Origin of the sequence: Actinomadura sp. NPDC049753, assembly GCF_040674655.1 — a bacterium.
GTDB classification, from domain to species: domain Bacteria; phylum Actinomycetota; class Actinomycetes; order Streptosporangiales; family Streptosporangiaceae; genus Spirillospora; species Spirillospora verrucosospora.
In genome coordinates this window covers 1-19,395 of the sequence record NZ_JBFARL010000031.1, presented here as the reverse complement: position 1 = coordinate 19,395, position 19,395 = coordinate 1, and the positions used below count along the sequence as shown (strand labels likewise).

Here is a 19,395-nt window from a genome sequence, read left to right as displayed (position 1 = left end):
GACTGCTCCCGGGGGACGAGCGGACCTTCGGGACGTGCGGATGCTGCGGAGCGCCGCGGACCGGCGCGTGCCTTCAGGGTCATGGTGGCGCAACCGCAGCACGGCCGGAGGCCGATCTCGAAAGATCGTTCTCCGGCCGTGTTCAGGGTCTCACCGGCCGCCGCGCGCGAGCCGCCGGGGCGGCCGCGCGCGGACGGCGCGTCGGCTGGGCGTCACTGCCCGCCGGAGAGCTTCTCCCGCAGTGCGGCGAGCGCCTCGTCGGTGGCCAGGGCGCCACCGCCGGACTCGCTCTCGCCGCCGCCGGAGTAGGAGGTCTCGCCACCGCCGCCGCCCGTGGGCTCGGCACCGGCCTCCGCCTCGGCCTTGCGGGCCTCCTCGATCTGCTTGCGGTGGGCGTCGAAGCGGGCGCGGGCCTCGGCGTACTGCCGCTCCCAGGTCTCGCGCTGCTCGTCGAAGCCCTCGAGCCACTCGCCGGTGTCGGCGTCGAAGCCCTCGGGGTACTTGTAGTTCCCCTGGTCGTCGTACTCGGCCGGCATGCCGTACAGGGTCGGGTCGAAGTCCTCTTCCTCGATCCCCGCGGCGCCCTCGTTGGCCTGCTTGAGCGACAGGCTGATCCGGCGCCGGTCGAGGTCGATGTCGATGATCTTCACGAAGATCTCGTCGCCGACCTGGACGACCTGCTCGGGGATCTCCACGTGCCGCTCGGCCAGCTCGGAGATGTGCACCAGGCCCTCGATGCCCTCCTCGACGCGGACGAACGCGCCGAACGGCACCAGCTTGGTGACCCGGCCCGGGACGACCTGCCCGATCTGGTGGGTGCGGGCGAACTGCTGCCACGGGTCTTCCTGGGTCGCCTTGAGCGACAGGGAGACGCGCTCGCGCTCCATGTCGACGTCCAGGACCTCGACCGTGACCTCCTGGCCGACCTCGACGACCTCGGAGGGGTGGTCGATGTGCTTCCAGGACAGCTCGGAGACGTGCACCAGACCGTCGACGCCGCCGAGGTCGACGAACGCGCCGAAGTTGACGATCGAGGACACGACGCCCTTGCGGACCTGGCCCTTCTGCAGCGTGTTGAGGAAGGTCTGGCGGACCTCGCTCTGCGTCTGCTCCAGCCAGGCGCGGCGGGACAGCACCACGTTGTTGCGGTTCTTGTCCAGCTCGATGATCTTGGCCTCGAGCTCGCGCCCGACGTAGGGCTGCAGGTCGCGGACCCGGCGCATCTCGACCAGCGAGGCGGGCAGGAAGCCGCGCAGCCCGATGTCGAGGATGAGACCGCCCTTGACGACCTCGATGACCGTGCCGGTGACGATGCCGTCCTCGTCCTTGATCTTCTCGATCGTGCCCCAGGCGCGCTCGTACTGGGCGCGCTTCTTGGACAGGATCAGCCGGCCCTCCTTGTCCTCCTTCTGGAGGACGAGGGCCTCGACGTGGTCTCCGGTGGAGACGACCTCGTTCGGGTCGACGTCGTGCTTGATGGACAGCTCACGCGAGGGGATGACGCCCTCGGTCTTGTAGCCGATGTCGAGGAGGACCTCGTCACGATCGACCTTGACGACAGTGCCTTCGACAATGTCGCCGTCGTTGAAGTACTTGATGGTCTCATCGATCGCGGCGAGGAAGGCTTCCTCGGACCCGATGTCGTTGACCGCTACCTGCGGGGTGGTCGAGGTGGCCTCGGTGCTGCTCGTCATGTGTCGGCTGGCTCCGGTACGGACATGGAAGTCGTGATGGGCTTGTGCGCGGAGGGCCGTTATCCGCCCTGCCGAAGACCGGAAGGGAACGCGGGCAACCGCCGCGTCAGTGAACCGAACCGATGTCGCCGACCTGACCGAGCGCGAGCCTGCTCCGTCCGAAGCGCGCGCAGGCCCACAGCGCAGCGATCAGGATATGGGACCGAAGTCCCGGGGTCAATCCGCCTGGCGGCGCCGCGATCAGTACATCCGCGCGTAGGCCCGGTACTGCTTGGCGATCCGGTCCTCGGCCGCCTTCGGAAACGTCACGGTGTTCGGGTCTCCGTCTGATGTGTACCGCTCGTCGGGGTTCTTGTCCAGGTACTCCAGCCACGCCGTGGAGCAGTACTTGGTGCAGTCGTTCTCCTTGATCTTGCCCTCGGACCGCACCCGGTCGATGTTCCACCGGTCGAAGTCGGCGTCGAACGGCGAGACCGACGGCCGCCACCCGGCCAGGAAGATCCCCTGGAAGGCGTACCGGCCGTCCTGCTTCTCGGCCCACGCCTTCTTCTTCGGGACGGCCCCGAACGGGTACGCGAACGTGGTCGCGTGCGCCCCGGTGAGCCGGACGATCCGGTCCTCCATGTCCCCGATCTCCTTGTGCACGCCCTTCTCGGACATGCCGGACAGGCTCGGGTGGGTCACGGTGTGGTTGCCGAGCTCGAACCCGTGCTGCCGGAGCCATCCCAGCCCGGCCGCGGCCCGCGTCTCGTCCATCCCGAACAGCTCCTTGTTCAGGTAGAACGTCGCGACCGGCCGGAACCCCGGGTTCTCCCGCGCGACCTGCTCGATGACCGCCACGGCCGTGTCGGGCGCCGGGTTGCCCTGCGGGTCGAGCCCGAAGTGCCCGGGCGTGCTGTCGTCGAACGTCAGCACCACGGGGTGCCGGCCCGCCGGCACGTCGATCCGCCCGCTGACGAACTCCGCCGCCGTGATCGGGTAGTAGCCGTCCTTGGCGAGCCCGGTCAGCTCGTCGTACAGCTCCTTGCTCGACCGGTCCAGCGACAGCTCCGGCTTCTTCATGATCCGGTGGTACATCAGCACCGGGATCTGCCCCAGCTCGTTGGCCTTGGCCGCGACCGCCCCGGCCGCCGCCGCGGCGATGGGCGTGGACACCGTCACCGAAGGCGCCGCACTCCCCGAGGCCCCCGGCGGCCCGGGAACGGGCGTGATCCCCGCCTTGGCCGCCCGCGCGGTGGGCGTCGCATCAGAGGCGGCCCCGGCCCGCTGGGCCACGTTCTCCTTGCGATGCTCCTTGCGCCCCCCGGGAAGCGTCAGCCCCAGGACCACGGCACAGACGACCACAACTCCAGCGATCTTGTGAAGGAGAGGCACAGTACCCCCGCCGGTAGACCCGAACAGGACCAGGGGGACAGCGTACGACCCCCCGGACATCTACGGACACCCACTGGCGTACCCGAATGATCCCCACGCACCACTCCCACCCCGCCCCACAGAGAACCAAGTCCGAAAACCCCCGGTAAAACCCACCCACCCCCGAAAAACAACACCCCCGCCACAAACCTCCACTCACCCCATCACCACAACCCGACAAACCAGGATAAATACCCCCACAAAGGCATACTCCACGGCCGAAAGGCACGACGGCCCAAAACACCGCCTCCCAGCAGAACGGCGCACGCTGACAGATACGGAAGACCAAACCCCGCGCCCCCGGCACCCGACGCCCTCACTCCGATCCAGAACCGCGGCGACAACTCACCCCACCGCGCCGATCAGCGCAGGCAGCCAACCGAAGCGCCCCTCAGCCACCCCATCGGGGGAAGAGCCCAAGCGGTGTTCCACCTTCCGCAGAACGTGCGTGCCCGATGAGAAGCGGCGCAGCGCCCCGCCTACCCACCACCCGACCGCGATGCACAGCCGGCAGTCATGCCGGTGCCGCAGCCAACATTGAGAGCACTCACCACCAAGCCGCCTCCGACCGCCACGAGCCCGCACGCCCCGCCGAGCGGAACGAACTCAACGCCCGCGTCCACGGCCCGCGGCATCACCGCGAACACCAATGACGGTGCCCGTGCGCCCCGCAGAACCGAGAAGACCAGCTCGTAGGCGACTGCCACCACCACCGAGCGCGGCCCCACCCGCACAGCAGCCGGGCCAGCAGCGCCCCGCACAGTTTGAGCCGCGCACACCACCCAGCACCCACCACTGTGCCCACATCACCCGTCCCAGGGCCCCACACCAACCAGAACCCGCAAACGCGTCCGAAGGCAGGTTCAAGCGAAGCGAGAACCTGATCGCGCAGCGAGCCGCCAGGCGAGACGAAGCGATACCAGCCATCGCCCCCAGTACTCGACGACGGGGGACCACCAGCCCCGAAGCAGGAGAGCACTGCAAAAAACACAGCACAACAACCCCAGCCCCCACCGCAACCCCTCAACAACCTCAATGGTCGCGATCGCGTCCGAAGGCAGGTTCAAGCGAAGCGAGAACCTGATCGCGCAGCGAGCCGCAAGGCGAGACGGAGCGATGCCAGCGATCGCCCGCTTTTATCGACGATGGAGGGCCGCCAGGCCCGAAGGAGGAGAAAAAAGCAATTTAATGAGCAGCGTCCTGCCAGGTGCGGCCGGTGCCCATGGAGACGCTCAGGGGGGCGCGTAGTTCGTAGGCGGCGGCCATCTGGGTGCTGACGAGGGTTTTCAGGTCGTCGAGTTCGCCTGGGGCGACTTCGAAGACGAGTTCGTCGTGGACTTGGAGGAGCATCCGGGAGGTGAGGCCGGCGTCGCGGAGGGCGCGGTCGACGTTGAGGCTGGCGACCTTGATGATGTCGGCGGCCGAGCCCTGGATGGGGGCGTTGAGGGCCATGCGTTCGGCCATTTCGCGGCGCTGGCGGTTGTCGGAGTTGAGGTCGGGCAGGTAGCGGCGGCGGCCGAGGATGGTCTCGGTGTAGCCCTCCTGGCGGGCTTTGGCGACGATGTCGCGGAGGTAGTCGCGGACGCCGCCGAACTGTTCGAAGTACTCCTCCATGAGGCCGCGCGCCTCGTCCGGGGAGATCCGCAGCTGCTGGGAGAGGCCGTAGGCGGACAGGCCGTAGGCGAGGCCGTAGTTCATGGCCTTGATGCGTGCGCGCAGTTCGGAGTCGATCTGCTCGGGCGGGAGGCCGAAGACGCGGGACGCGGTGATGGTGTGGAAGTCGGCGCCGGAGCCGAAGGCCTCCAGGAGCGCGTCGTCCTCGGAGAGGTGCGCCATGATGCGCAGCTCGATCTGGGAGTAGTCGGCGGTGAGGAGGGACTCGTAGCCGTCGCCGACGACGAAGGCCTCGCGGATCTGGCGGCCTTCGGCGGTGCGGATGGGGATGTTCTGCAGGTTGGGGTCGGTGGAGGACAGCCGGCCGGTGGCGGCGATCATCTGGTTGAACGTGGTGTGGATGCGGCCGGCGTCGTCGGCCATGGGGATCAGGGAGTCGACGATGCTCTTGAGCTTGGCGACCTCCCGCCACCGCAGGATGTGCTCCAGGACGGGGTGGCCGTCCTTCTCCAGGAGGGTCGTGAGGGCCTCGGAGTCGGTGGTGTAGCCGGTCTTGGTGCGCTTGGTCTTGGGCAGGTTCAGCTCGTCGAACAGGACCTGCTGGACCTGCTTGGGCGAGCCGAGGTTGAACTCGCGCCCGACGGCGGCGTGGGCGAGCTGCTCCTGCTCCTTGACCTGGCCGCCCAGGGACGCCGACAGGCCCGCCAGGTGGTCGGCGTCGACGGCGATGCCGGCGCGTTCCATGGCGGCGAGGACGCCGACCAGCGGCAGCTCGACCTCGCGCAGGAGGCGGGTGGCGCCGCGCTTGTCGAGGTCCTTGTCGAGGACGTCGGCGAGCTCGGTGACGGCGCGGGCGCGGACGGCGAGGGCTTCGGCGGCCTCTTCCTCCCCGGAGCCGTCCAGGGTCAGCTGGCCGGAGTCCTCGGTCTCGCTGCGCAGCTCGCGGTGGAGGTAGCGCAGGACGAGGTCGGCGAGGTCGAACGTGCGCTGGCCGGGGAGCGCGAGGTAGGCGGCGAGCGCGGTGTCGCTGGTGACGCCCTCCAGCCGCATGCCGCGCGCGGCGAACGCCAGCATCGGGCCCTTGGCCTCGTGGATCGCCTTGGGGCGGGCGGGGTCGGCGAGGTAGGCGGCGAGGGCGCGCTCGTCGTCCTCGATCAGCTCGGCCGGGTCGAGGTGGACGGCGGGGCCCTTGCCGGACGCCAGCGCCAGCGCGGTGATCTCGCCGGTGCCGCGGCCCCAGGTGCCGGTGACGGCGACGCCGATCCGCTCGGCGGTGTTGGCGTCGAGCCAGGCGCCGAGGGCGCCGGGGTCGAGGGACTCCACCTCGACGTCGAAGCCCTCCTCGGCCTCGGGCTCGGCGGCCGAGATCGAGGAGTACAGCCGTTCGCGCAGGACGCGGAACTGCAGCGAGTCGAACAGGGTGTGGATCTCCTCGCGGTCCCACTGGCCCATCGCGAGCTGCGGCGGCGTCAGCTCCAGGCCGACCTCGCAGTCGAGCTTGTTGATCTGCTGGTTGCGCAGCACGCCGGACAGGTGCTCGCGCAGGTTGTCGCCGGCCTTGCCCTTGATCTCGTCGACGCGGTTCACGAGGGTGTCGAGGTCGCCGTACTTGTTGAGCCACTTGGCGGCGGTCTTCGGGCCGACGCCGGGCACGCCGGGCAGGTTGTCGCTGCTCTCCCCCACGAGGGCGGCGAGCTCGCGGTACCGCTCGGGCGGGACGCCGTACTTGGCCTCGACGGCGGCGGGGTCCATCCGGGCGAGCTCCGACACCCCGCGGACGGGGTACAGGATCGTCACCGAGTCGTCGACCAGCTGGAACGCGTCGCGGTCGCCGGTGACGATGAGGGTCTGCATCCCCGCGCGGGTGGCCTGGACGGACAGCGTGGCGATGATGTCGTCGGCCTCGAACCCGGCGACCGACAGCCGCGGGATGCGCAGCGCGTCCAGCACCTCGAAGATCAGGCTGACCTGGCTGCGGAACTCGTCGGGCGTCTTCTGCCGGCCCGCCTTGTACTCCACGTACTGCTCGTGCCGGAACGTCGGCTCGGAGCGGTCGAACGCCACCGCGATGTGGGACGGCTGCTCGTCGCGCAGCACGTTGATGAGCATCGAGGTGAAGCCGTACACGGCGTTGGTCGGCTGCCCGTCGGTCGTGGAGAAGTTCTCCACGGGCAATGCGAAGAACGCCCGGTAGGCCAGGGAGTGGCCGTCGAGCAGCAGTAGCCGGTCGCGCTTGTCAGGGGTCGTTGGTGAGGTCGCCACACCAGGACTCTAGTCTGCGCGTACGACAGTTTTGTGGAGGCGTAAGTGACTGACACCGACGGCGCGAGCCCGGAGGACCTGGGCGCGAAGATCCTCGCGGGGGAGGAGTTCGACGCGCACGGCGACCTGGCGAAGAACATGGGCGTCGAGTACCTGGAGGCCTCGGCCGAGCGCGTCGTGGGGCGGATGCCGGTCAAGGGCAACACCCAGCCGTACGGGCTGCTGCACGGCGGCGCCTCCTGCGTGCTGGCCGAGTCCCTGGGCTCGGTGGGCGCGGCCCTGCACGCGGGCCCGGACCGCATCGCCGTCGGGATCGAGATCAACGCCACCCACCACCGGTCCGCCACCGACGGGCACGTCACGGGCGTGGCGACCCGCGCGCACGGGGGCCGCACCCTCGCCACCTACGACATCGTCATCACCGACGACCAGGACCGGCGGGTCTGCACCGCGCGCCTCACCTGCATGCTGCGCGACGCCCCGCCCGGCCGCTGACACGGCGTGATCCGCGCTTTCTTTGCGATGCGCGCCCCCGGGTCTGTAGCGTGGATCAGACCGGCCCGGGGTCACCGAGTAGACAACGTACGCGCCCGGGGAAGGTTCGTACGGCCCCAAAGGTGACCCCGGGTCAACGCATGTCCGGGGTCGGTCGCCGCCGCCCGACACCGGCGTAGGTTCATCACCGGTTGCGGTTGCGTTGCGAAACGATCCCGCCCGTTCACCCGTCCCAGGCCCCGGACGTACCGTCCGAGCATGCGCCACGCTGACACGCGCACCCCCGGCCCGCGCCCCCTGCGCCGTGCGAGCACCGTCCTCGCGGGCGCCGCGCTCGCCCTCGCCGCGGCCCTCCCGCTCGCGGGGTGCTCCGGCTCCGGGCAGGCCACATCCCTCCCCGACTACAAGATCCCCGCCGAGAAGGCGCGGGAGGGCGAGGCCGTCCCCGAGGGCAAGACGGGCAGGAGCGCCGACATGCGGTTCACCGTCGTCGGCTTCCGCGAGGCCATGACCGACGTCATGGGCACCCACGCCTCCATGAACGCCAAGGGCGCCTTCACCCGCGTGCGCGTCCTGGCCGTCAACACCGGACGCGACATCCAGGTCTTCGACACCTGGCGGCAGCGGCTCGTCACGACCGACGGCAGGACCTACTCCCCCGACGTCAACGCCACCATGATCAAACGGCAGCCGGAGCGGCTCTCGGTCGGGGCGTCCATGCGCGTCGAGTTCGACCTGTGGTTCGACGTCCCCCGCGGCGCCAGGACCAAGTCCGTCCGGTTGTACGGCTCCCCGCCCGTCGGCGCCACGACCGACCCAGCCCCGGCGGAGATCCGACTGCCCTGACCCCCGCGACGCGCAAGGACCCCGCGACGCGCGAGGCCCGCCCGACCCGGACGAACCGGGCCGAGCGGGCCTGACGCGCTCGGACGCGCCGCTACTTCGCGGACTCCTCGCCGGAGCCGCCCCCGGAACCCTCGGCCGGATCCTCGGCCGGGCCCTCGGACGCCGGACCGGCCTCCCCGGCCGCCGGAGCGGCGCCGTCGCCCAGCTCGCCGCCCAGGTAGGCGGCCCGGACCTCCGGGTCGTCCAGCAGCTCCGCCGCCGGCGCCGACTTGACCACCCGGCCGGTCTCCAGCACGTACGCCCGGTGCGCGATCTGCAGCGCCTGCTGCGCGTTCTGCTCCACCAGCAGCACCGTCGTGCCGCGCCGGTTGATCTCCTGGATGATCGAGAAGATCTGCTGGACGAGCATGGGCGCCAGCCCCATCGACGGCTCGTCCAGCAGCAGCACCTTCGGCTTGGCCATCAGCGCCCGCCCGATCGCGAGCATCTGCTGCTCGCCGCCCGACATCGTGCCGCCCAGCTGCTTGCGGCGCTCGGCCAGCCGCGGGAACAGCTCGAACGCCTCGGCCAGCTCCTTGGCGGGGTCGTCCTTGCGGGCGTAGGCGCCCATCAGCAGGTTCTCCTCCACCGTCATGCCGGGGAAGATCCCCCGGCCCTCCGGCGCCTGCCCGATGCCGACCAGCACCCGCTTGTGCCCGGGCATCCTGCTGATGTCCTCGCCGTCGAACCTGATCGCGCCCGACGACAGGCCCCGCAGCCCCGAGATCGTCTTCAGGGTCGTCGTCTTCCCGGCGCCGTTCGCGCCGATCAGCGTGACGATCTCCCCCTGGCCGACCTCCGCGGTGATGCCCTTCAGCGCGGCGATCTTCCCGTAGTGGACGTGGATGTCACTGATCTCAAGAAGCATCGGCCGGAGCCCCCAGATACGCCTCGATGACCCGCGGGTCGTTCTGCACCTCGGCCGGCAGGCCGTCCGCGATCTTCTGACCGAAGTCCAGCACCGCGACCCGGTCGCTGATGCCCATGACCAGGCTCATGTCGTGCTCGATCAGCAGCACCGTCACGCCGGTGTCCCGGATGTCGCGGATCAGCTGCTGCAGCGCCACCTTCTCCGCCGGGTTCATGCCCGCCGCCGGCTCGTCCAGCAGCAGCAGCTTCGGCTCGGTCGCCAGCGCCCGGGCGATCTCCAGCCGCCGCTGGTCGCCGTACGGCAGGTTCTTCGCAGCCTCCTCGCCGCGGTGCGGGATCCCCACCAGCTCCAGCAGCTCCCGCGCCCGCTCGCGCCCGCGGCGCTCCTCGCGGCGGTGCCACGGAAGCCCGAGCGCCGCCCCGACGAACCCCGTCCGGTGGTGCGCGTCCGCGCCCACCATGACGTTCTCCAGCGCCGTCATGTTGTGGAACAGCCGCACGTTCTGGAACGTGCGCGCCACACCCAGCTTCGTCACGACGTAGCGCTTCTTGCCGTCGATGCGCTTCCCGCGGAACACCACCTGCCCCTCGGTCGGCCGGTAGACGCCGGTGGTCACGTTGAACACCGTCGTCTTCCCCGCCCCGTTCGGGCCGATCAGCGCGAAGATCTCACCCTCGCGGATCGTGATGTCCACCTTGTTGAGCGCGACCACGCCGCCGAACCTCATGACGACGTCCCGCAGCTCAAGGACGGGCGACGCGCCCTTCGCCTCGCTCACTTGCCCTCCTCCACGGCGGCCGCGTCCGACTGGCCCGGACCGGCCACCTCGGCGCCCATGCTGCCCATGCCGCCGGTGCCCTCGGCCAGCTCCGCCTTCCGCTGCCGCGACGGCCACAGACCCTCCGGACGGAAGATCATCATCACGACGAGCGCGGCACCGAAGATCAGCATCCGGTAGTCGTGCAGGAACCGGAACCGCTCCGGCAGCCACGCCAGCACCGCGGCGCCCAGCATCACGCCCGGCAGGTTGCCCGAGCCGCCCAGCACCACGCCGGCCAGGATCAGCGCCGAGACGAGGAACTCGAAGTTCTGCGGGTTGATCGAGGTGATCTGCCCGGCGAACACCACGCCGCCGCTGCCGCCGATCGCCGCGCCGATCGCGAACGCCGCCAGCTTGAACTTGAACGTCGGCACGCCCATCAGCTCCGCCGCGTCCTCGTCCTCCCGGATCGACGCCCACGCGCGGCCCACCCGCGACCGCTCCAGCCGCTTCACGAAGACGATCGCGATGATGATGAACAGCACCAGCAGGTAGTAGTACGGCCGCGCGTCCAGCAGCCCGTACTTCAGCGGCTGGACGCCCAGGATCTCGAACTCCGACAGCGACGGCGGATGCGGGATCCCCTGCACGCCGCGCGGGCCGTTCACGTACGAGCTGTTGTTCGCCGTCCGCTTGACGATCTCACCGAAGCCGAGCGTCACGATCGCCAGGTAGTCGCCGCGCAGCCGCAGCGTCGGCGCGCCGAGGATGACCCCCGCCAGCGCCGAGAACCCGATCGCCAGCCCCAGCGACTCCCAGAAGTTCCACTCGTAGCGCGTCGCGAAGATGGCCATCGTGTAGCCGCCGACCGCGTAGAACGCCACGTAACCGAGGTCGAGGAGACCGGCCATGCCGACCACCACGTTCAGCCCGATCGCCAGCAGCACGTAGATCGCGATCTGGCTGCTCAGCATCGACGGCCAGTCGCTGCCGCTCGGCGCCATGAACGAGCCGATCGCCTCGCTCGGCAGCAGCAGCGCGCCGACGATCAGCAGGAGGTAGACGGCCCACCGCACCGCGCCGGGAGCCGAACCCCACCAGTCGCGCAGCGGATCCAGGGAGAACATGTCGCGCGCCGAGCGGAGACCGCCCGCGCCGCCGTTGCCGTTTCCGTTCTTCGTGAGGTTCATGCGCGCGCCTGCTGGAGGGACTCACCGAGAATGCCGGTGGGACGGAACATCAGGACCAAGATCAGCACGGAGAACGCGACCACGTCGCGCCACTGGGAACCGAAGAAGCTCGAACCGTACATCTCCAGCAGCCCGAGGGTGAAGCCGCCGACCAGTGCGCCCCGGATGTTGCCGATGCCGCCGAGCACCGCCGCCGTGAACGCCTTGATGCCGAGCAGGAAGCCGACGAAGTAGTTCGTGCTCTCGAAGCGCAGGAAGTACAGCGCCGCCGCCACGCCGGCCATCACCCCGCCGACCAGGAACGTCACCTGCACCACCCGGTCGATGTTCACGCCCATCAGCACGGCCGTCTCCGGGTCCTGCGCCGTCGAGCGGATCCCCCGGCCGAGCTTCGTGCGGTTCACGAACTGGTCCAGCGCGATCATCATGAGCACCGCGCCCACGAAGACGATCAACTGGTCGTTGCGGATCAGGATCGGGCCGACGTCCACGACGTCCGACAGCTTCTTGAAGTGCTCGTTGACGTCGAGCTTGCCGCCCTCCTTCGACGTCCCGAACACCTTGTGGATCAGCACCGTGCCCATCAGCTGCTGAATGAAGATCGACGCGCCGATCGCCGAGATCAGCGCCGCGAGTCTCGACGCCCCCCGTTTGCGCAGCGGCCGGTAGGCCGCCACCTCCAGCAGCATCGCGCCGCCGCCCGCGACCGCGCCGCCGACGACCGCCATGAGCGCCACCACGCCGATCAGCGCGACGCCGCCCACCGCGGACACGTCCAGGGTTCGCACCGTCCACAGCGCGGCGAACGTGCCGACCATGAAGATGTCGGCGTGCGCGAAGTTGATCAGCCGGAGCACGCCGTAGACCATCGTGTAGCCCAGCGCCAGCAGCGCGTAGATCGCGCCCAGCGCCAGCCCGTCGACGGTCGACGGCCAGAATTGATTGATGAAGTCGTCGAGCACCTTCGGTCGCCTTCGTCAAAAGGAGCGGGAGCGCTGTAGCGCTCCCGCTCCCGCGCCATCAGGGGCCCCCGGGACGGGGGCGGTCGGTCCGGGGCGTGGTGACGCCTACGAGACCTTCGCTTCGTTGCTGTTGCCGAGCAGCGGCAGCTTGTTGTCCTTCACCTCGTAGATGAAGATGTCCTTGGCCGCCAGCTCGCCGTTCTCGGCGAACTTGATCTGCTTGCCGACGCCCTGGATGTCCTCGGTCTTCAGGAAGCTGTTGATGTCCTCCGGCGAGGTCTTGCCGGCCTTGACCGCCTCGATGAACGCCGTCGCCGCGTCGAAGCCCTCGGTCGAGTAGATGGCGACCTCGGAGTTGAACTTCGCCTTGTAGTCGTCGGCGAACTTCTTGGCCTTCGGGTTCGTCTTGCCCTCGGCATCGATCAGGCAGCCGCAGCTCAGCAGCGCGCCCTGCGCGTTCTCCTGGCCGGCGCCCTCGATCAGGCCGGTCGCCAGCGAGCCGTCGCCGGACATCATCTTGCCCTTGTAGCCCGCCTCGCGGAGCTGCTTGAACAGCCGGCCCGCCACCGCGTAGTAGCCGCCGAAGTAGACCGCGTCCGGCTTGAACTGGTTGATCTTGTTGACGGTCGAGGAGTAGTCCGTCGCCTTGTCGTCGACCGCGTCGGTCTGGGTCTGCACGCCCTTGGCGCCGGCGGCCTTGCCGATGGCGTCGGCGAGGCCCTTGCCGTAGTCCTGGTTGTCCGACACCGTGAAGAGCTTCTTCGCCTTCACCGAGTTCACCAGGAAGTTCGCGGCGCCCTCGCTCTGCACGGCGTCGTCGGCCACCACCCGGTGCCAGTACTTCCAGCCCTTCTCGCCGAGCGTGATGTTGGTCGCGGACGGCGACACGCTCGGGACCTTGGCCTCTTCGAGGATCGGGGCGACGCTCTGCGACTCACCGGAGAACGCGGGGCCGATGAGGCCGGCGATCTTGTCGTTCTTGATGGCGCCCTGCGCCAGCGTCGTCGCCTGCTCCGGCTTGCCCTGGCTGTCGTAGGTCTTGAACTTGATCTTGACCTTCGGGTTCGTGGCGTTGTACTGCTCGATGGCCAGCTGCGCGCCCTGCTTGGGCGGGATCACCAGGCCCGAGTTCTCACCGGTCAGGTCACCCATGAACCCGATCGTGACCTCGTTGCCGTTGCCGGAGTCGCTATCGCCGTCACCGCACGCCACGGCGCTGAGCGCGAGCGCCGCGCTCACCGCAACCGCGCCGGTGATCCTCATCATGTTGCGCCGCAAGGTGCCCAACCTTTCCATCCGGATCCGGGTGGATCGGGTACGAGTGAAGCCCCGACGCCGACCCCCCCGAAAGGAGGAAACCGGTCACTCGGGGACCAGGTATGTCGTACACCGTCGACCCACCCCAGAGCAGGACCCCCGGATCGAAGGGTTACTCGTTCGTTACTCCCCTGTGCCCATCCGATACCGGGCATTGCCTGGGACGATTACGAAACGTGACGTCAACGGCCCGGTCCGGTACCTTCGCTTTGGACCTTGACAACCGGGCGTTCGACCGCGCTGAGGAGTCAGCCCGCGGCGGGCTCGTCCCGGCCTCCGGAGGCGCCCGCCACGACCGCCTCGGCGACGGCCCGCATCGTGAGCCGCCGGTCCATCGAGGTCTTCTGGATCCACCGGAACGCCTCGGGCTCGGACCACCCGTGCGCCTGCTGCAGCAGCCCCTTGGCGCGGTCGACCACCTTGCGCGTGTCCAGCCGCTCCTGCAGCCCCGCGACCTCGGCCTCCAGCGCGCGCAGCTCGGTGTACCGGCTGACCGCCATCTCGATCGCCGGCGTGAGGTCGGTCTTGGAGAACGGCTTGACGAGATAGGCCATCGCGCCCGCGTCGGTCGCCCGCTGGACGAGCTCGCGCTGGGAGAACGCGGTCAGGATCACCACCGGCGCGATCCGCTCCGCTGAGATCCGCTCGGCCGCCGAGATGCCGTCCAGCACGGGCATCTTCACATCGAGGATCACGAGGTCGGGCTTCAGCTCCCCGGCAAGCCGGACGGCCGTCTCACCGTCCCCGGCCTCCCCGACCACCTCGTAGCCGTCCTCCTGAAGCATCTCCTTCAGGTCCAGCCTGATCAGGGCCTCGTCTTCCGCGATCACAACCCGCCGAGCGCTCTCCACGCCCACGAGCCTACCGAAACCCGCTACCCTGGTCCCCGCCAGGGCTACCCGTAGAGCCCGTCCCTCACGAACAACCTAGATGTCCAAATTATCAGGACATTAGCCCCGATAGCCCAATGGCAGAGGCAATGTGCTCAAACCACATCAAGTGTGGGTTCGAATCCCACTCGGGGCACCTCTCCGCAAAGCGGTCCAAATCGGCTTTCGCCGTCCCCCATTAGCGCCTCTCCCGGCCGGCACGGTTTTGTCGTAGCCTCTCGCGACACTGAGCGCATGTATGACACCACCGTGCGTCGTCACGCTCTCGCGCTGCTGGAACAGGGCCTCACGATCAGCGACGTCAGCCGCCGGACGGGCATTTCGCGTGGCGCGATCCGCGAATGGCTTCTGCGAACTGAAGAAGGACGCGATCTCTACGTCCAGCCCCACCGAGACTGCCCGCGGTGCACGGCATTACCCCGGCCGCCCGAACCGAAAGACTCCTACGCCTATCTCCTCGGCCTCTATCTGGGCGACGGCTGCATAAGCCCCGTGGGCGACCGCAGAAAGACGATCTGGGCTCTCCGGATCGCCTGCGCCGACGCCTGGCCCGGGTTGATCGATCAGTGCGTTGCGGCCGTCGGCGCCGTCCGGCCGGGGAACAGGGTACGGATCATCCAGCGGGTCGGGTGCGTCGAGGTCAACAGCCACTCCAAGCACTGGCCCTGCTTCTTCCCCCAGCATGGGCCGGGCAAGAAGCACGAGCGGAAGATAGAACTCCATCCCTGGCAGCAGGAGATCGTGGACGAGTTCGCCGAGGAGTTCGTCCGCGGGCTGCTCCACTCCGACGGGTGTCGCTTCATCAACCGCGTCCGGCGGCCGCTCAAGAACGAAGATCGATGGTACGAGTACCCCCGCTACAACTTCACGAGCGTGTCGCTGGACATCCAGGGGTTGTTCACCGGTGCGCTTGATCGGCTCGGGGTCGCGTGGACCCAGATGAACGCGAAGAACATCTCGGTCGCGAGAAGGGAGGCGGTGGCGCGGCTGGACGCGTTCGTCGGGCCGAAGCACTGAGGGCGCGGCGGGTTTCCGGAGCGTCGCGGAATTGAGACCGGGCGGTGATTGGCGCGTGCCGCGCGAGGTCCGCCGGGGCCGGGCGTGGAAGGGGAGAAAGGAGCCGGGCACCGCGCGGGGTGCGGGTCGCGCGGTGCCCGGCAGGGGTGGTGGTCAGTGGGGGATGGCGATGGCGTCGCCGAGGCTGTGCACGCGCAGGGCGTTCGTCGAGCCGGGGGTGCCGGGGGGCGAGCCGGCGACGACGACGATCTTGTCGCCCTTCTGGAACCGGCCGAGTTCGAGGAGGGCCTGCTCCACCTGGCGGACCATGGTGTCGGTGTGGTCGACCTGCGGGACGATGAAGGTCTCGACGCCCCAGACGTGGGCGAGCCGGCCGCGGACGGCGGGCACGGAGGTGAAGGCGAGCAGGGGGATCGGCGAGCGGTAGCGGGACAGGCGCCGGGCGGTCTCGCCGGACATGGTGAAGGCGGCGAGGGCCTCGGCTCCGACGATCGCGCCGACCTCGGCGGCGGCGCGGGCGATGGCGCCGCCGACGGTCTCGGGCATCCGCTCCAGGGTGTGGGTGGCCTGGAGGGAGGCCTGCTCGGCGGTCTGCACGATGCGGCTCATCGTGAGGACGGACTCGATGGGGTACTGGCCGACGCTGGTCTCGCCGGAGAGCATGACGGCGTCGGCGCCCTCGAAGACGGCGTTGGCGACGTCGGAGGTCTCGGCGCGGGTGGGGCGCGGCGCGGAGATCATGGATTCGAGCATCTGGGTGGCGACGATGACCGGGCGGGCCTTCTCGCGGCACAGCTCGATGGCGCGCTTCTGGACGATCGGCACCTGTTCGAGGGGCAGTTCGACGCCGAGGTCGCCGCGGGCCACCATGATGCCGTCGAAGGCGGCGACGATCTCGGGGAGCCGCTCGACGGCCTGCGGCTTCTCGATCTTGCCGATGAGGGGGACGCGGATGCCCTCCTCTTCCATGATCTGGTAGCAGATGTCGGCGTCGGCGGGGGTGCGGACGAAGGACAGGGCGACGAGGTCGACGCCGAGGCGCAGGGCCCAGCGCAGGTCGCGCTCGTCCTTCTCGGTGAGGGCGGGGACGCTGACCGGGACGCCGGGCAGGTTGAGGCCCTTGTTGTCGGACACCATGCCGCCGACGGTGACGGTGGTGTGGACGCGGGCGCCCTCGACGGAGGTGACCTTGAGGGCGACGCGGCCGTCGTCGATGAGGACGGTGTCGCCGGGACCGACGTCGCCCGGCAGCCCCTGGTAGGTGGTGGACACCTCGCGGCGGGTGCCGGGCACGTCGTCGGTGGTGATGGTGAACTCGTCGCCGAGGGTGAGCCGTACGGGGCCGTCGGGGAAGCGCCCGATCCGGATCTTGGGTCCCTGCAGGTCCGCGAGGATGCCGACGCCGCGGCCGGTGGCGTCGGCGGCGGCGCGGATCCGGTGGTAGACCTCTTCGTGGACGGCGTAGTCGCCATGGCTCATGTTGAGGCGGGCGACGTCGATGCCGGCTTCGACGAGGGCGTTGATCTGCTCGCTGCTGGAGCAGGCCGGACCGATGGTGCTGACGATCTTCGCTCGACGGGTCACGTCAACAACCGTACTTAGTTACTTGTCGGTACGGATATTCGTGCAGGATATGGTCCCCCGGGGTTCACCCAGTGGTCTAGGTCAGAGGTCTAGACCACATGTGGCCGCGTCACTGTTTGAACGCCTCCACGGCGGCCTGGCAGAAGGCCTTGAGGTCGTCGGGCTTGCGGCTGCTGACCAGGACGTTGGGACCGTCCTCGCAGACCTTGACCTCCTCGTCCACCCAGGTGGCCCCCGCGTTGCGCAGGTCGGTCCGCAGGCTCGGCCAGGACGTCATGGTCCGCCCCCGGACGACGTCGGCCTCGATGAGGGTCCACGGCCCGTGGCAGATGACGGCGACGGGCTTGCCCGCGTCGAAGAACGAGCGGACGAACGCGACCGCGCCGGGGTCGGTGCGCAGGAAGTCGGGGTTGGCCACGCCGCCGGGCAGGACGAGGCCGTCGAACTCGGCGGGGTCGGAGGCGTCGACGGTGGTGTCGACGGGGAAGGTGTCGCCCTTGTCCAGGTGGTCGAAGGCCTGGAGCTGGCCGGACTGCGTGGAGACCAGGCGCGGGGTGGCGCCGGCCTGCTCCACGGCCTTCCACGGCTCGGTCAGCTCGACCTGCTCGGTGCCCTCGGGGGCGCACAGGAAGGCGATGGTCCTGCCCTGAAGATCGTTGTTCGGCATCGGTCTCCTCCGTTGGTCGGTGTCCTGGAGGCCCTGCCCGGGAACGCGGGTGGTATGCAGGAAGGGTGAATCCCATGGGCTACCGCGAGTACCGGACGCCGGGCCTGGCGTGCTCGTGGACGGCGGCGCTGCCGCCGGACGCCGAGCCGTTCGTCCAGCGCGTGCTCCCGGACGGCTGCGTGGACCTCATCTGGACGGGCGGCGGGATCCTGGTGGCGGGGCCGGACACGGGCCCGATGCCGGCGGTCGTGCGGCCGGGCGAGGAGCTCGCGGCGGTGCGGTTCGCGCCGGGGGCGGCGCCGCCGGTGCTGGGCGTCCCGGCGGACGCGCTGCGGGACGGGCGGGTTCCGTTGCGGGATCTGTGGGGCGGGGAGGCCGACCGGCTGGCGGAGGCGGTGGCGGCCGCGAGCGACCGCCGCGCGGCGCTGGTGGAGGCGTTGCGGGCGCGGATGGTGCCTGCGGATCCGCTCGTCGCGGCGATGGCGGGGCGCCTGGCGGAGGTCTCGGTCCGCGAGGCGGCGGACGCGCTCGGGCTGGGTGAGCGGCAGTTGCGGCGTCGGTCGCTGGCGGCGTTCGGGTACGGGCCGAAGACGCTGCAGCGGGTGCTGCGGTTCCAGCGGGCGCTGGGGCTGGCGCGGGCCGGCCGGCCGCTGGCGGAGGTCGCGTTCACGGCGGGCTACGCCGACCAGGCCCATTTCGCGCACGAGGTGAGGGCCCTGGCGGGTGAGCCCGTCCGGACCCTGCTGTGACCGCCTCCGGGACCGGTCAGGGCTTGAGGCGCCCGTAGGCGCGGAGGGTCATGAGGCGTTCGACGGTGACGTGGCCGCGCCATTCGGGGCCGGTGACGGGGGTCCAGATGGGGAAGGCGACGTCCCAGCCGCCGTCGTCGTCCTGCTCGTCGATGAGGGCGTCGAGGCGGGTGTCGATGGCGTCGGCGTCGAAGAGCCGGTGCCCGTACCCGCCGGGGGCGGGGGCGAAGTCGAGCGGTCCCTGGTGGTCGCTGGCGGCGTGGGCGGCGAGGAGGTCGCGGACGCGGGTGAAGGCGGTCTCGGCGCGGTCGCGGTCGGGGACGTGGTCGAGGAAGGTCAGGACGGCGAGGACGTCGTAGGCGCCGGGTTCGGCGCCGGGGGTCTCCAGGTAGCGCCAGCAGAAGTCGGTGGCGGGTCCGAGCCAGGGGTGGTCGGCGCCGGCCCGGTGGAGCATGCCGGCGAGGGTCGCGGTGGGGTTGATCGTTGCGGGCGGGTCGTCGGGCGTCCGCCACCAGGGGCCGTGGGGGGCGTCGCGGACGGTCGGCAGGACGAACGGCACTCCTCCGCCGTCGGCGGTGATGGAGGCGAGGTAGTCCGCGACGCGCGTGACGGCGGGGTCGTCGTCGGCTCCCGCCTCGTGGAGGATCTGCAGGGCGTGCTGGGCGGGGACGGGCTGGCTGTCCTCGCCGCGCAGGTCCGGTTCGAGGGCGTGCCCGTAGCCGCCGTCGGGGTTCTCGTAGGCCCGGAGGGCGGCGAGGAGGGGCGCGGCGGGGGCGCCGCGGAAGTGGAGGGCGAAGCGGTGCCGGTCGATGAGGCGCCCGTTGAGGCGCATGAACTCCGCGGCGCGCGCGAGGCCGGTTCGGTGCAGGACCTTCATGGCGGTCACGCTAGGGCGGGCGGCGGGCGGGTGTCTTGGAGGAATCGGACGCGGGTCGCGGGAGGCGGCGCGGTGGGCCCGGCCACCCCAGCGGTGGGTGGCCGGGCCTTCTTCTGGTTGCCCAAGATCGCCGGGCAGACGACCGACC

General features: G+C 70.0%; 16 protein-coding genes and 1 tRNA gene. 5 read left to right on the top strand and 12 right to left on the bottom strand.

Annotated features, from left to right (window positions below; all coding sequences use genetic code 11):
- Nucleotides 1–212 precede the first annotated feature (212 nt).
- From rpsA to polA, 3 genes are all read right to left on the bottom strand, one after another.
- A complete protein-coding gene (gene rpsA, locus AB0K37_RS11515) occupies nucleotides 213–1,694 on the bottom strand; it encodes a 30S ribosomal protein S1 (protein ID WP_363978428.1) in 1,482 nt (493 codons plus the stop codon).
- A gap of 240 nt (nucleotides 1,695–1,934) precedes the next feature.
- Nucleotides 1,935–3,023: a polysaccharide deacetylase family protein gene (locus tag AB0K37_RS11510; RefSeq protein WP_363978425.1), complete on the bottom strand. Its 1,089-nt coding sequence runs from the start codon at nucleotides 3,021–3,023 to the stop codon at nucleotides 1,935–1,937.
- Between the two features lie 1,269 nt (nucleotides 3,024–4,292).
- Nucleotides 4,293–6,983, bottom strand: coding sequence for a DNA polymerase I (gene polA, locus AB0K37_RS11505; protein ID WP_363978422.1), 2,691 nt, complete (start codon nucleotides 6,981–6,983; stop codon nucleotides 4,293–4,295).
- 138 nt (nucleotides 6,984–7,121) lie between these two features.
- Between polA and AB0K37_RS11500 the strand changes: the two genes are divergently transcribed.
- Together AB0K37_RS11500 and AB0K37_RS11495 are read left to right on the top strand one after the other, a co-directional pair.
- Nucleotides 7,122–7,478 (top strand): hotdog fold thioesterase, encoded by a 357-nt coding sequence (locus AB0K37_RS11500; RefSeq protein ID WP_363978523.1) that lies wholly within the window; start codon nucleotides 7,122–7,124, stop codon nucleotides 7,476–7,478.
- A 258-nt stretch (nucleotides 7,479–7,736) separates the two neighbouring features.
- A complete protein-coding gene (locus tag AB0K37_RS11495; protein WP_363978419.1) occupies nucleotides 7,737–8,324 on the top strand; it encodes a DUF4352 domain-containing protein in 588 nt (195 codons plus the stop codon).
- 91 nt (nucleotides 8,325–8,415) lie between these two features.
- Here AB0K37_RS11495 and AB0K37_RS11490 read toward each other — a convergent pair whose 3' ends face one another.
- From AB0K37_RS11490 to AB0K37_RS11465, 6 genes are all read right to left on the bottom strand, one after another.
- Nucleotides 8,416–9,231 (bottom strand): ABC transporter ATP-binding protein, encoded by an 816-nt coding sequence (locus AB0K37_RS11490; RefSeq protein ID WP_363978416.1) that lies wholly within the window; start codon nucleotides 9,229–9,231, stop codon nucleotides 8,416–8,418.
- Entirely contained in the window at nucleotides 9,221–9,961 is a 741-nt protein-coding gene (locus tag AB0K37_RS11485) for an ABC transporter ATP-binding protein (protein WP_185033662.1), read from the bottom strand. Before AB0K37_RS11485 ends, AB0K37_RS11490 begins: the two co-directional genes overlap by 11 nt.
- A 47-nt stretch (nucleotides 9,962–10,008) precedes the next feature.
- Complete coding sequence (locus AB0K37_RS11480) at nucleotides 10,009–11,184, bottom strand: branched-chain amino acid ABC transporter permease (RefSeq protein WP_363978413.1); 1,176 nt, start codon at nucleotides 11,182–11,184, stop codon at nucleotides 10,009–10,011.
- Nucleotides 11,181–12,146, bottom strand: coding sequence for a branched-chain amino acid ABC transporter permease (locus tag AB0K37_RS11475; RefSeq protein ID WP_363978411.1), 966 nt, complete (start codon nucleotides 12,144–12,146; stop codon nucleotides 11,181–11,183). The genes AB0K37_RS11480 and AB0K37_RS11475 overlap by 4 nt, the downstream gene beginning before the upstream one ends.
- 105 nt (nucleotides 12,147–12,251) lie before the next feature.
- Nucleotides 12,252–13,412 carry a branched-chain amino acid ABC transporter substrate-binding protein gene (locus tag AB0K37_RS11470; protein ID WP_363978408.1) on the bottom strand — a complete coding sequence of 387 codons (1,161 nt, stop codon included), beginning with the start codon at nucleotides 13,410–13,412 and terminating at the stop codon, nucleotides 12,252–12,254.
- 299 nt (nucleotides 13,413–13,711) lie between these two features.
- Nucleotides 13,712–14,314, bottom strand: a complete 603-nt coding sequence (locus AB0K37_RS11465; protein WP_345175375.1) for a response regulator — start codon at nucleotides 14,312–14,314, stop codon at nucleotides 13,712–13,714.
- A 102-nt stretch (nucleotides 14,315–14,416) separates the two neighbouring features.
- Here AB0K37_RS11465 and AB0K37_RS11460 point away from each other — a divergent pair.
- A tRNA-Leu gene (locus AB0K37_RS11460) sits at nucleotides 14,417–14,489 on the top strand.
- Nucleotides 14,490–14,587: 98 nt separating this feature from the next.
- A complete protein-coding gene (locus AB0K37_RS11455; protein WP_363978404.1) occupies nucleotides 14,588–15,370 on the top strand; it encodes a helix-turn-helix domain-containing protein in 783 nt (260 codons plus the stop codon).
- Between the two features lie 153 nt (nucleotides 15,371–15,523).
- On the opposite strand, the gene pyk is transcribed toward AB0K37_RS11455, so the two are convergent.
- Both pyk and AB0K37_RS11445 read right to left on the bottom strand, forming a co-directional pair.
- Nucleotides 15,524–16,954 (bottom strand): pyruvate kinase, encoded by a 1,431-nt coding sequence (pyk, locus tag AB0K37_RS11450; protein ID WP_363978401.1) that lies wholly within the window; start codon nucleotides 16,952–16,954, stop codon nucleotides 15,524–15,526.
- Nucleotides 16,955–17,063: 109 nt separating this feature from the next.
- Nucleotides 17,064–17,621, bottom strand: coding sequence for a type 1 glutamine amidotransferase domain-containing protein (locus AB0K37_RS11445; protein WP_363978398.1), 558 nt, complete (start codon nucleotides 17,619–17,621; stop codon nucleotides 17,064–17,066).
- A 74-nt stretch (nucleotides 17,622–17,695) separates the two neighbouring features.
- Here AB0K37_RS11445 and AB0K37_RS11440 point away from each other — a divergent pair, with 74 nt between their 5' ends.
- Nucleotides 17,696–18,370, top strand: a complete 675-nt coding sequence (locus AB0K37_RS11440) for a DUF6597 domain-containing transcriptional factor (RefSeq protein ID WP_363978395.1) — start codon at nucleotides 17,696–17,698, stop codon at nucleotides 18,368–18,370.
- 16 nt (nucleotides 18,371–18,386) lie between these two features.
- On the opposite strand, the gene AB0K37_RS11435 is transcribed toward AB0K37_RS11440, so the two are convergent.
- A complete protein-coding gene (locus AB0K37_RS11435; protein WP_363978392.1) occupies nucleotides 18,387–19,247 on the bottom strand; it encodes a hypothetical protein in 861 nt (286 codons plus the stop codon).
- Between the last annotated feature and the right edge of the window lie 148 nt (nucleotides 19,248–19,395).